Genomic DNA, 12488 nt, shown 5'->3' on the forward strand with positions numbered 1-12488 from the left:
TTTTTTTGCAGGGGAGAATAACGCAAAGTACACATACCAGGCTCCTCAACCCGAGACCTTTTACGGCCCCCCATAAGATCGTTAGAGAACGGCGATCTTGAGAGAATAGTGTTCCTCTTCGATCCGTTTGGCAAGGATTCAGTTGCCCAGCAGGCGGTCAGCCCATTCCCAGCCTCCTCCTAGGCAGGGCCGGGAGAATCGCGGGCATAGCGGCTTCCGGACGGACTACCCGGAAGCGCCCGCGCGGACACCCGATGCATTTCTGCCGAATACCTGCATTTACCCGGTAATTACGTGGTTCCGGATCCTGGCTACGTGCGCGCAAGGGCTTGAATCAGGATCAATTACTCATCCTTCAGGCCGGCCCTGATTATAACGATTTGATTTCGGGACCGTGGTTTTCGTTTATGGGATGCTCCCTGGGGAGGCGCCAGCACCGTCATCGGCGGTCGGCGCCGCCGCCGGCGGTGCCGCGGCCCGGCGTCGTCCATCTGCCCGGTGTTTCGCCGGGGGCCGGCCGGAGACGCTAAAGTGGTTCCATGCGTGCGATCCTCCTGCTTAGCTAGCCGCCCGGCATCCCGAAGCGAACTCGGATTGCCGAGCGGCGGCCCCTCCCTGGCGAGGGGCTTTTGTGTGTCCGGGGTCCATCCGGTCCGCCGGCGGAGAACAGCGCAAAAGCAGAGGGCCAGGGCAGAACAAGTAGCCTTGACAGTAGAGACGTGACAATAAAGACGTGACGGTACAGACGTGACGGTACCCAGGCTTGACAGAACAGAAGAGGCCAGCAGTGAGCGTTCAGCCGGAGACAGAGACCGGAACAGCAGCACCAGCCGCGACGGAAGCGCCCGAGGAGGGCGCCTACAGCTTCGCGGCGATGGAGGCCAAGTGGCCGCAGGTCTGGGAGGACCTGAAGGTCTTCACGCCGCTCGATGACGGCTCCAGGGAACGCCGCTACGTGCTGGACATGTTCCCGTATCCGTCAGGGGACCTGCACATGGGCCACGCCGAGGCGTTCGCGATGGGCGATGTCGTGGCGCGCTACCTGCGCCAGCAGGGCTTCGACGTGCTGCACCCGATCGGCTGGGATTCCTTCGGACTGCCTGCCGAAAACGCCGCCATCAAGCGGAACGCGCACCCCAGCGAGTGGACCTACGCCAACATCGAGACCCAGGCCGAGTCCTTCAAGCGCTACGCCATCTCCGCCGACTGGTCCCGCCGCATCCAGACCTCTGATCCGGAGTATTACCGCTGGACCCAGTGGCTGTTCAAGCGCTTCTATGAGCGGGGCCTGGCCTACCGCAAGGATTCACCGGTCAACTGGTGCCCGAAAGACCAGACCGTGCTGGCCAACGAACAGGTCGTCAACGGCGCCTGTGAGCGGTGCGGCACCCCCGTCACGAAGAAGTCCCTGAACCAGTGGTACTTCAAGATCACCGACTACGCCGACCGGCTCCTGGATGACATGGACGAGCTGCGCGGGCACTGGCCCGAGCGCGTCCTGGCGATGCAGAAGAACTGGATCGGCCGTTCCGAGGGTGCGCACGTCAACTTCGTGATCGAGGCCGACGGCGGCAAGCCCGCCAAGGACGTCACGGTCTTCACGACCCGCCCCGACACCCTGTACGGCGCGACCTTCTTCGTGGTCGCCGCCGACGCGGCGCTGGCCGTCGAACTGGTCAGCGACGAGCACTCGGCCGCCCTGGACGCGTACCGCGAGCAGGTCAAGGCGCTGTCCGAAATCGAACGCCAGTCCACCGAGCGCGAAAAGACCGGCGTCTTCACCGGCCGCTACGCGGTCAACCCGCTGAACGGTGAGAAGCTGCAGGTCTGGGCCGCCGACTACGTCCTGGCCGACTACGGCACCGGCGCGATCATGGCCGTCCCCGCGCATGACCAGCGCGACCTCGACTTCGCCCGCACCTTCAACCTGCCGGTCCGGGCGGTCCTGGACACCGGCGAGGAAGATCCCGCGGTCACCGGCACGGCGACCACGGGCGAGGGCACCCTGATCAACTCCGGCGCCCTGGACGGGCTGCCCAAGGCGGAAGCCATTCCGGCCGCCATCGGGATCCTGCAGCAGCAGGGCACGGGGGAGAAGTTCGTGAACTTCCGGCTGCGCGACTGGCTGCTCAGCCGGCAGCGCTTCTGGGGCACCCCGATCCCGATCATCCACTGCCCGGCCTGCGGCGAAGTGCCCGTTCCGGACGAGCAGTTGCCGGTCACGCTGCCGGCCGACCTGCGCGGCGAAGACCTGTCACCGAAGGGCACCTCGCCGCTGGCCGCCGTCGAAAGCTGGGTCAACGTCCAGTGCCCCGCCTGCCACGGACCTGCCAAGCGGGACACGGACACGATGGACACCTTCGTGGATTCCTCCTGGTACTTCCTGCGCTTCGTCTCCCCGCAGTACACCGAAGGCCCGTTCGATCCCGCGAAGATCAACGACTGGATGCCGGTCGGCCAGTACGTCGGCGGAGTCGAGCACGCCATCCTGCACCTGCTCTACGCCCGGTTCTTCACCAAGGTCATCCATGACATGGGCATGATCGACGCCGACGAACCCTTCAGCGCGCTGCTGAACCAGGGCCAGGTCCTGAACGGCGGGAAGGCCATGAGCAAGTCCCTCGGCAACGGCGTTGACCTGGGCGAGCAGCTGGACAAGTTCGGCGTCGACGCCGTGCGCCTGACCATGATCTTCGCCTCCCCGCCGGAGGACGACGTCGACTGGGCGGACGTCTCGCCGTCCGGCTCCGCGAAGTTCCTCGCGCGGGCCTGGCGGCTCGGGCAGGACGTCACGAGCGCCCCCGGCGTCGACTTCGCCGCCGGCGACCGCGCCCTGCGCACCGTCACGCACCGCACCATAGCCGATGCCGAAGCGCTGCTGGACCACAATAAGTTCAACGTGGTCGTGGCCAAACTGATGGAGCTCGTCAACGCCACCCGCAAAACTATTGACTCAGGCACCGGGGCGGGAGGGGCGGACCCGGCAGTGCGCGAGGCCGTCGAGGCGGCCGCGGTCATCCTGAGCCTCTTCGCGCCCTACACGGCCGAGGACCTGTGGAACGTGCTGGGACACCCCGCGTCGGTAGCCGACGCCGGCTGGCCCACGCACGATCCGGCCCTGCTCGTGCAGGACACCGTCACCGCCGTCGTCCAGGTCCAGGGCAAGGTACGCGACCGGCTGGAGGTTTCCCCGGACATCGGCGAGGACGAGCTGCGCGAACTGGCGCTGGCCTCGGCGAACGTCCAGCGGGCCCTCGACGGCCGCGGCATCCGCACAGTGATCGTCCGTGCCCCTAAACTGGTCAACATCGTCCCGGCCTAGCCGGGCAGGTCCATCTGAAAAACCAGCCGGCAGGAGGCCCTTGGTGCCAGACCGCGAGCCGCCCGGCTGGCCATGGCTGCGGGAGCGCCTCGTCCGGCTCCGCCAGGCCACGCGCCCGGGCGCCGTCCCCGAGGCGGCGCCTGCCGCCGTCGTGCGCACTGCCGTGGTCACGGACTCCGCCGCCGCCCTGCCCGCCGACTGGGTGCGGGCCTTCACCGCCGACGGGAGGCTGACGGTTGTCGCCATGCCTGTCATGGTGGGCGCGGAGATCTACGGTGAAGGCGAGGATGACCTCACGGCCGCGATCGCGGTCGCCCTCGCCAGCGGCACGCCCGTCAAGACCTCCCGGCCCTCGCCGGGGCAGTTCGAACAGGCTTACCTCGCGGCCCTGAAACGGGGCTTCGACTCCGTCGTGTCGATCCATATTTCCGGGGAACTCTCCGGCACCGCCGACTCCGCCCGCCTCGCCGCCGGCCGCGTCGGCATCCCGGTCGAGGTGCTCGACTCCCGCACCGTGGGAATGGCCCAGGGCATGGGGGTGCAGAGCGCCGTCGTCGCGGCGGCTGACGGCCGGAACGCGCAGGAAGTCAGGACGTTCGCCGAGGAACGGCTCGCCCGCACCAAGGTGTACTTCTATGTCCCCAGCCTTGAGCAGCTGCGCCGTGGCGGCCGGATCGGCGCGGCAGCTTCGCTCTGGGGCACGATGTTCTCCATCAAACCCCTCCTGGCCGTTGAGGGCGGCAGGATCGTGCCGCTGGAGCGCATCCGGTCCGCGGCGAAGGCCATTGCGCGGCTGGAGGAGATTGTCGCCGCCGACGCCGCGTCCCGTCCGCCGGGCCAGGCGCGGCTCGCCGTCCACCATTTCGGAAACCCGGCAGAAGCCGAACAGCTCGCGGCACGGCTTGCGGTGCTGTTGCCCGAGTCCCCGCCGGCCCAGATCAGCGCCCTCCCTGCCGTGCTGGCGGCCCACGCCGGCCTCGGCGTGCTGGCAGTGATTGTCGGGGTGAGCAGTACTCCGCCCGACGGCGGCTCGCTTGCCGCCGGTACCGCCGGCGGCGCTGCCGGGAGTCCCGGTGGGGCTGGCGAGAGTTCCGGCGCGGGGGAGTAGTCCGCCGGGGTGCTGGCTGTAACGGGGCGGTGGTAGTAAGGTCTCCCCACCGGCCTTAGGAGGATCCCATGGCAATGCAAGTCCACCACGTCGTCCAGCTCGACAGGGACGTTGCGGAAGAGGTGACCAAATGGCTGAAATACCTCAAGGGCCAGGTGACCAGCGTCCAGTTCCTCACCACTACCGTGCCTGATCCCCAGACCCCGGACAAATGGCGGGTGCAATACGAGGCCTACATCACCTACCAGCAGTAGCCCCGTTACCGGCGGCAGCGGCTGGAACCAGCGTGTAGCTGGGCTGCCAGCCCGAGCCGTTAACCCAGCGGGTGCCGGTCGCCTGCTGGGCGCTGCCCGCTTCGTGCCACCACAGCACCTGGACGTTGCAGTGGTAGGTGACGGTAATGTTGGCCAGGGCACCTTCCGGAGGGACCGAGCCGATCGGGGTTTCAGCGGTCTGGGTGTTCCAGATAAAGTTCTGGTCGGCCCTCAGATCGCCGGTACCGTTGACATTTATGTGCGATATTCCGTACACGCCGAATTCAGGGCAGTAGCGGCCGTCGACGGAGACGCGAAGGGTTTGAGTCGAGGATGCGGCCGCGGGCGGGGCCAGCACCGCGGCGCTGGCGAGCGCAATCGATGCGGCTGGCAGAAGTATCTTTTTCATGGCGCACCGGCTCTCGACGCCTGGCAGGGACTTCCAGGCGAATAGGTTTGCCCCCAGCCGGCAAGGTCTTTCCTCGATCTAGGATCCCGACGCTACCACCGGGCGGCAGTGGACGAAAGCGTAGGGATTACGCATGGGGGCGTGCCTACTACTTGTTTCCACATAGCCCGGACCGGGGATGTACGCGTGCTCCCGCCCTTCCTACGCTGGGTCCTATGTCACGCCGGAACCCGGGAGCCGAATCCGCCATGGGCGTCAGGGCTGCCCGGGACCGCTTGTCGGCGACCTTGCCCGGGGCGGGGAATCCAGGGCGCCGGGACGGCCGCGCCGCGGGGCTGCTGGATTTGCCGGAGCCGCCGCGTGCTTGCCCGCCCGGGGATCCCCGCGAGGCCGGCGGGCCCGGACGCACGGATGGTTCCGGGTTCCCGGCCGGCGGCCTCCCCGGGCACCGGAGGGAGCCGATGCCGCCCTTGTCCAGCAGGCTCAGGGGCCGTACCGGGCTGCGGCCCGCGATCCTGATCGGGGTCCTGGCCGCCGTGCTGGGCTGCTGGTTCTGGTGGCACGTCGCTACCGGCGCGCCAGAGGTGGTCCCGCTCAGTGAAGTGTCCCCCGCGGTCGTGGACAAGCCGACGGCGGCGGCCGGGGACGCCACTGTATCGGGAGGAGACCCGGCGGCGGGCACCGGGACGATCATCGTGCATGTTGCCGGTGCCGTGGCCCTGCCGGGCGTGGTGCGGCTGCCCCAGGGGAGCCGGCTGCATGAAGCCATCGCCGCGGCAGGCGGCGGCACGGCCGCGGCAGACCCGGACCGGCTCAACCTGGCCTCCGTGCTGGAGGACGGCCAGAAGGTCCTCGTTCCGGAACGCGGTGACCCGGGCCCGGCGGAGCCGGCATCAGGGGAACCGGGCGGGTCAACCGGAGGCGGCTCGGGTGGAAGCGGCGCGAGTGGAAGCGGCTCGGGTGGAAGCGGCTCCGCCGCGGGCGGAAAGATCGACCTGAACACTGCGGGCGTCGAGGAGCTGGGCACACTCCCGCGGGTCGGGCCGGTCCTGGCCCAGCGCATCGTGGACTGGCGCAAGCAGCATGGCCGGTTCAAGACGGTGGAGGAGCTGGACGCCGTGGACGGTGTTGGCCCGAAGCTGCTCGAAGCGTTGCGTCCCCTGGTCCGGGTCTGAGCGGGCCCCGGGCCTGACATGGCAGAACCCAGCCGCTGGCAGCGCTACGTGGACGCCGCCGTCAACGAACCCCCGACCGGAGGCGGATCCCGGGCCGGTTCCCCGGAGGCCGCCGGCCGCGGCGCCGTGCCCCGGCAACCAGTGTCCCGGCAACCCGCGCCGGGATCCCGGCAGCCTGCGCCGGGACAGGCGGGTCCACCTGGCCCTGGGCCGGAAATCCGCTGGCGGCTCCGTGGCCAGCTGCGGGACCAGCTCCGGGACCGGCTCCGGGCACAGCCGGGTCCGGATCCCGCGGTTCCGGCCGGGTCCGGGGACCGGCGCCGGACGGATCTGCGTCTGGTGCCCCCGGCGCTGCTGGTCTGGGGTACGGCCGTGGCCGGCAGCTGGCTCGCCCCGGCTGCACTGGTGGCCCTGTGCGTGATCCTTGGGGCGTCCGCGGGGCTCCTGCTGCACGGATCGGGCCTCCGCCGACGAGTACGACGCCGCGGCGGGAGGAAGGCCAGGCAGGGGAACTACCGGCCGGGGACCGCCCGGTCCAGTGGCGGCCGGCCGCCGCCGAGGCGGAGTTTCCTGACGACCCTGGCCATGGCGATGCTGCTCTCCACGGCGGCGGGCGCGCACGCCGCCGTCGCCGCGTCCCTCCGCCATGAGGGTGCCCTGGCGGAGGCCGTCACCGCGCACGCCGCCGTCGTCATGGAACTGGAGATCGCGGGCGCCCCGCGGCAGCTCAGGGTGCCCGGGAGGTCCGGTCTCGCTGACCGCTGGGCCGTTCCCGCCACACTGCTGGTCATGTATGCGGAGGGCCGCCGGGTCCAGGCCGAGGCCGGCCTGCTGGTCATGGGAGGCGCGGACTGGGAACACCTTGTCCCCGGCCAACGGCTGCGCACGACGGGGAAGCTGAAGCCTCCCGAGCCGGGGCAGGGCGGCGCCGGGATCCTGTCCGCTTCGTCCGCGCCGGAAACGCTCCGCGCCCCCGACGGCTGGCAGCAGGGCCCGGGCATGCTCCGCAGGAGTTTCACTGCCGCCGCGGCCGGGCTCGGCGGCGACGCCCGCGGCCTGCTGCCCGGGATGGTCACCGGGGACACGGGCGCGCTGGACGCCGGGCTGGAGGCCGCCATGAAGACCGTCGGGATGACCCACCTGACAGCCGTGAGCGGAGCCAACTGCAGCCTCATCCTCGGGACGCTGCTGCTGGCCGCCCGCAGCCTGCGGTTTCCGCGGCCGGCGGCCGCGGCGGTTTCCCTGGCCGGGCTGGGGATGTTCGTGCTCATGGTCGGTCCGGACGCCAGCGTGCTGCGGGCCGCCGTCATGGGCGCGATCGGCGTATCAGCCCTGGCCTTCGGCCGGGCAGGGCGCGGCCTGAGCTTCCTCTGCCTTGCGGTGATCGGACTGGTGCTCGTGGATCCGGCCCTGTCTCTGAGCTTCGGATTCCTCCTCTCCGTGCTGGCCACGCTGGGGATCGTCGTGGCCGGGCGTCGCATCATGGAGTGGCTGCCGGCCTCCGTGCCGCGATGGGCGGCGGCCGGCCTGGCCGTCCCGCTGTCCGCGCAGGTCTTCTGCGGCCCGGTGATCGTGCTGCTGCAACCCCAGTTCGCCGCCTACGCGCTGCCCGCCAACCTGGCCGCTGCTGTGCTGGTGCCCCCGGTCACGCTGCTCGGGACCGCGGCCGTTCCGCTGGTACCGCTGGTCCCGGCCCCCGCTGCGGCCCTGATGGCGGCTGCGGGCGCCTGCGCCGGCGGCGTGGCCGGTGTCGCCCGCTTCTTCGCCGGCCTCCCGGGGGCCGCGCTGCCCTGGCCGGAGGGAATTTTCGGCCTTTCCACGATGGCGCTGTTCTCCGTCGTCTGCCTCACGGCGCTCCGGCTGGCCCTGCACCCCGCCGCGGCGCTCCGGCTGGCCGTTGCGGCGCACTCGCGCACCGTGGCCTTCCTCGACCGGATGCCGGCCGGGCCGCCTGGCCGGCGCGGCCCGCGGGGAGGCCGCCGCCGCGGCTTGGTGGACCGGTCCCGGCGTGGCACGCTTAGAGTCTGCAAACCAACTTCCGGGAGGAATCGTCAGTGGCTGCTGCCCAGACCCAACGCGCCAGGACGTCGGCGTCGAACACGGCCACCTGGCGTGACGTGACCCCGGCCGCCGTGGTGCTCGTGGGCGGACCGGAGGAATATCTGGGCAGCCGGGCCATGGACCGCGTCCGCTCACAGGTACGCGCGGCGGAACCCGACGTCGAGGTAACCCGGCTCAACGCCGGCAGCTATGAACCGGGATCGCTGGCCATGAATGTCAGCCCGTCGCTGTTCGGCGAGCACAAGCTCATCGAGGTCGAGGGGCTCGAAGCCATGAACGATGCCTTCCTTGCCGATGCCCTGAAGTATCTGGCGCACCCCGAGGCGGACGCCGTCCTGGTCCTCCGCCACGGCGGGGGAGTGCGCGGCAAGAAGCTGCTGGACGCCGTCAAGGCCGGCGGCTGGCCCGTGGTCGACTGCCAGCCGCTGAAGAAGGACGCAGACAAAATTGCCTTCGTTGCGGCCGAATTCAGGGCAGCGTCCCGGCGGATCGATCCGGACGCCATGCACGCGCTGGTCAACGCCGTCGGCGCCCACCTGGCCGAACTCGCGGCGGCCTGCAGCCAGCTGATCGCCGACGCCAGCACCGGAGTCGACGCCGCGATGGTGGACCGGTACTACGGCGGCCGGGTGGAAGCCACCGCCTTCAAGGTCGCCGATGCTGCGATGGCAGGCAACGCGCCTCTTGCGCTGTCCACGCTCCGCCACGCCCTCGACACGGGGGCCGACCCCGTTCCGATCGTCGCGGCGCTGGCATCGAAGCTGCGCTCCCTCACCAAGGTGGCCGGAGCGCAGGGCTCCTCTGCACAGATCGCCAAGCAGCTGGGCATGCAGCCCTGGCTCGTGGAGCAGGCCCAGCGTGAGGTCCGGCGCTGGACTCCCGAGGGGCTCGTGCGGTCCATCCAGGCCACGGCGGAGGCCGACGCCCAGGTCAAGGGCCTCGCCAGGGATCCGGTTTACGCCGTGGAGCACGTCGTGACCGTGATTGCGGGTTCGGTCCGCCGCTGACACCGGACTGCGTGCCCGGGCGGCCCGCATGACGAGGCGCGGACGCGCTTAAACTGGAAGTGGCCGGCACTCGAGGGTGCCGGCCACAATCATCAGTTCAGCTGAACTGGAAACCTTAGAGTGCGTTGACCTTTTTGGAGATCGCCGACTTGCGGTTTGCGGCGTTGTTCTTGTGGAGAACGCCCTTGCTGACAGCCTTGTCCAGCTTGCGGCTGGCGTTAAGCAGGGCAGCGGCCGCAACATCCTTGTCGGTGGACTCAACGGCGGTGTTGACGGCGCGGATGGCCGTCTTCAGCTCGGACTTGACTGCGTTGTTGCGCAGGCGGGCCTTCTCGTTGGTCAGGATGCGCTTCTTCTGGGACTTGATATTAGCCACGTGTGAACTCTCTTTTTCAATGCGGAAAATGGTCTAGAGGGCTTTCAGATTGGCCATTGACTGAGCGGCGTGGGGATACCTATGGCGACCAACCATCTGTGGCCGTCGACCTGCACGGACACACAGCTGTCAATGGTAGCAGAGCCGCCGCCCCGCCAACTACGTCCAGCCGTGCCTGGCCCGCAGGGCTGCGGCGATGAGGCCGAACCGGGCGGCGTCGAGGATGGCGCCTTCACGCCGCACGTCGGCCGGGTTGATCTGCAGGACGCGGTCCAGTTTCGCTTCGCTGGGGCGCCGCTGGCGGTCCCAGAGGCCCGTGCCGATGTCCACGTAGTCGTCCGAGCTGCGGGAGTCGCCGTCGTGGTCCTTGCTGGTCAGCATCAGGCCCAGCAGGTAGCGGCCGCTGCTGCCCACCAGCAGGACCGGCCGGTCCTTGCCCTGGGAATGGTCCTCCTCATAGGGGACCCAGGTCCAGACGATCTCGCCCGGTTGCGGGCGGCCGTCGGGAGCGGGCGCGTACCGGACGGCCGCGGTCCCCCGGAAGTCCCCGGGGTACGTTCCGGTCAGTCCGGCGAGGGCGCCAGGCGCACCCGCGCCGGCAGGCTGCCCGGGACGCGGTTTCCCGGCGGGCCGGCGGGAGGGGGCCGGCGCGGAGCCGCCAGGCTTGCCGGCGCCGGCCTTGTCGAGGAAGCGCAGCGCGCTGCGGACTGCATTGCCGATCGAGCGTAGGTTCAGGGCCATGGGGAAACCATACCGGCAGGACCGCCCGGGATTGGATCCGGAGTGCATCCGGATGCACTCCGGATGCACTCCCATGGGTCCGGACGTGGGAGACTGGTGGTTCAGATATGCGGCGTGCCGCGCGATGGCGAAACGCCGTTCCGTGCAAAGCCGTCAATTGCCAACAGTAAGGACCCTGCGTGTCTCCCATGGCCCGCACCGCCCCGGTGCCTGCCGCAACAGATCCGGCCATCATCCGGAACTTCTGCATCATTGCGCACATTGACCACGGAAAATCCACGCTGGCCGACCGGATGCTTCAGTACACCGGCGTCGTCCAGTCCCGTGACATGAAGGCCCAGTACCTGGACCGCATGGACATTGAGCGCGAACGCGGCATCACCATCAAGTCCCAGGCCGTCCGCATGCCCTGGGAACTCGACGGCACCAGTTACGCCCTGAACATGATCGACACCCCCGGCCACGTCGACTTCACCTATGAGGTCTCCCGCTCGCTGGCCGCCTGCGAAGGCGCGGTCCTGCTGGTCGACGCGGCCCAGGGCATCGAGGCCCAGACCCTCGCCAACCTCTACCTGGCGATGGAAAACAACCTCACCATCATCCCGGTCCTGAACAAGATCGACCTCCCGGCTGCGCAGCCCGAGAAGTACGCCGCCGAACTGGCCAGCCTGATCGGCGGCGACCCGGAGGACGTGCTGCGCGTGTCCGGCAAGACCGGCGCCGGCGTCGAACTGCTGCTGGACAAGATCGTCCGCGACCTTCCCGCCCCGGTGGGCGACCCCGCCGCCCCTGCCCGCGCCATGATCTTCGACTCGGTTTACGACACCTACCGCGGCGTCGTCACCTATGTCCGCGTCGTGGACGGGATGCTGCACCCCCGCGAACGCATCCAGATGATGTCCACCCGTGCCACGCACGAACTCCTCGAGATCGGTGTGAGCTCCCCGGAACCCACCCCTTCCAAGGGCCTTGGCGTCGGCGAAGTCGGCTACCTCATCACCGGTGTGAAGGACGTCCGCCTGTCCAAGGTGGGCGACACCGTCACCAACCTTGCCAAGCCGGCCACCGATTCCCTCCCCGGCTATGCGGACGCCAAGCCGATGGTCTTCTCCGGCCTGTATCCGCTGGACGGCACCGACTACCCGGTGCTCCGCGATGCGCTGGAGAAGCTGATGCTCAACGACGCCGCGCTCGTGTACGAGCCGGAGACGTCCGCCGCGCTGGGATTCGGCTTCCGCGTGGGCTTCCTGGGCCTGCTGCACCTGGAAATCACGCGTGAGCGCCTCGAACGCGAATATAACCTGGACCTGATCTCCACCGCCCCCAACGTGGAATACGAGGTGACGCTGGAGGACAAGAAGATCGTCCACGTCACGAACCCCAGCGAATACCCCACCGGCAAGATCGCTGAAGTCCGCGAGCCGATGGTGTCCGCCACCATCCTTGCGCCGAACGAGTTTGTCGGCGCCATCATGGAGCTGTGCCAGAGCCGGCGCGGCGTCATGGGCGGCATGGACTACCTCTCCGAGGACCGGGTGGAAATCCGGTACCGCCTGCCGCTGGCCGAAATCGTCTTCGATTTCTTCGACATCCTCAAGTCCAAGACCCGCGGCTACGGGTCGCTGGACTGGAAGGCCGACGGCGAGCAGGTCGCCGATCTGGTCAAGGTGGACATCATGCTCCAGGGCGAGCAGGTGGATGCCTTCTCCGCCATCACGCACCGTGACAAGGCCTACGCCTACGGCGTGATGATGACGGGCAAGCTGCGCGAACTCATTCCGCGGCAGCAGTTCGAGGTGCCCATCCAGGCCGCCATCGGCTCAAGGATCATCGCCCGCGAAAGCATCCGCGCCATCCGCAAGGACGTGCTCGCCAAGTGCTACGGCGGTGACATCACCCGGAAGCGCAAACTGCTGGAAAAGCAGAAGGAAGGCAAGAAGCGGATGAAGATGGTGGGCCGCGTCGAGGTCCCGCAGGAAGCCTTCATCGCCGCCCTCACCACGGACGAGTCCAAGGACAAGGCCAAGAAGTAGCC

At 69.0% G+C, this 12488-nt stretch carries 10 protein-coding genes; 7 read left to right on the top strand and 3 right to left on the bottom strand.

All coding sequences use genetic code 11. The features are described 5' to 3' along the window. Positions 1–787: 787 nt before the first annotated feature. The 3 genes from leuS (at position 788) to ACQCSZ_RS08010 (ending at position 4684) form a co-directional block, all read left to right on the top strand. A complete protein-coding gene (gene leuS / locus ACQCSZ_RS08000) occupies positions 788–3322 on the top strand; it encodes a leucine--tRNA ligase (RefSeq protein WP_427007490.1) in 2535 nt (844 codons plus the stop codon). A 43-nt stretch (positions 3323–3365) separates the two neighbouring features. After that, a complete protein-coding gene (locus tag ACQCSZ_RS08005) occupies positions 3366–4430 on the top strand; it encodes a DegV family protein (protein WP_427007491.1) in 1065 nt (354 codons plus the stop codon). 68 nt (positions 4431–4498) lie between these two features. Next, complete coding sequence (locus ACQCSZ_RS08010) at positions 4499–4684, top strand: hypothetical protein (RefSeq protein ID WP_427007492.1); 186 nt, start codon at positions 4499–4501, stop codon at positions 4682–4684. On the opposite strand, the gene ACQCSZ_RS08015 is transcribed toward ACQCSZ_RS08010, so the two are convergent. Next, complete coding sequence (locus ACQCSZ_RS08015) at positions 4668–5093, bottom strand: hypothetical protein (protein WP_427007493.1); 426 nt, start codon at positions 5091–5093, stop codon at positions 4668–4670. The two genes, ACQCSZ_RS08010 and ACQCSZ_RS08015, sit on opposite strands and share 17 nt — an antisense overlap. Before the next feature lie 215 nt (positions 5094–5308). Between ACQCSZ_RS08015 and ACQCSZ_RS08020 the strand changes: the two genes are divergently transcribed. From ACQCSZ_RS08020 to holA, 3 genes are read left to right on the top strand one after another with little or no spacing between them, the layout of a single operon-like run. After that, positions 5309–6268: a ComEA family DNA-binding protein gene (locus ACQCSZ_RS08020; protein WP_427007494.1), complete on the top strand. Its 960-nt coding sequence runs from the start codon at positions 5309–5311 to the stop codon at positions 6266–6268. Positions 6269–6286: 18 nt separating this feature from the next. Then, on the top strand, positions 6287–8389 hold the full coding sequence (locus ACQCSZ_RS08025; protein ID WP_427007495.1) for a ComEC/Rec2 family competence protein: 2103 nt from the start codon (positions 6287–6289) through the stop codon (positions 8387–8389). Then, positions 8323–9336, top strand: coding sequence for a DNA polymerase III subunit delta (gene holA, locus ACQCSZ_RS08030; protein WP_427007496.1), 1014 nt, complete (start codon positions 8323–8325; stop codon positions 9334–9336). The genes ACQCSZ_RS08025 and holA overlap by 67 nt, the downstream gene beginning before the upstream one ends. A 115-nt stretch (positions 9337–9451) precedes the next feature. Here the strand turns inward: holA and rpsT are convergent, their stop codons facing one another. Beyond that, positions 9452–9712, bottom strand: a complete 261-nt coding sequence (gene rpsT / locus ACQCSZ_RS08035; RefSeq protein ID WP_211882935.1) for a 30S ribosomal protein S20 — start codon at positions 9710–9712, stop codon at positions 9452–9454. A gap of 159 nt (positions 9713–9871) precedes the next feature. Beyond that, positions 9872–10453 carry a type II toxin-antitoxin system PemK/MazF family toxin gene (locus tag ACQCSZ_RS08040; RefSeq protein ID WP_427007497.1) on the bottom strand — a complete coding sequence of 194 codons (582 nt, stop codon included), beginning with the start codon at positions 10451–10453 and terminating at the stop codon, positions 9872–9874. Positions 10454–10632: 179 nt separating this feature from the next. Here ACQCSZ_RS08040 and lepA point away from each other — a divergent pair, with 179 nt between their 5' ends. Continuing rightward, on the top strand, positions 10633–12486 hold the full coding sequence (lepA, locus tag ACQCSZ_RS08045) for a translation elongation factor 4 (RefSeq protein ID WP_427007498.1): 1854 nt from the start codon (positions 10633–10635) through the stop codon (positions 12484–12486). Positions 12487–12488: the final 2 nt, after the last annotated feature.

The organism is Pseudarthrobacter sp. H2, from assembly GCF_050157045.1.
Classification (GTDB): Bacteria; Actinomycetota; Actinomycetes; order Actinomycetales; family Micrococcaceae; genus Arthrobacter.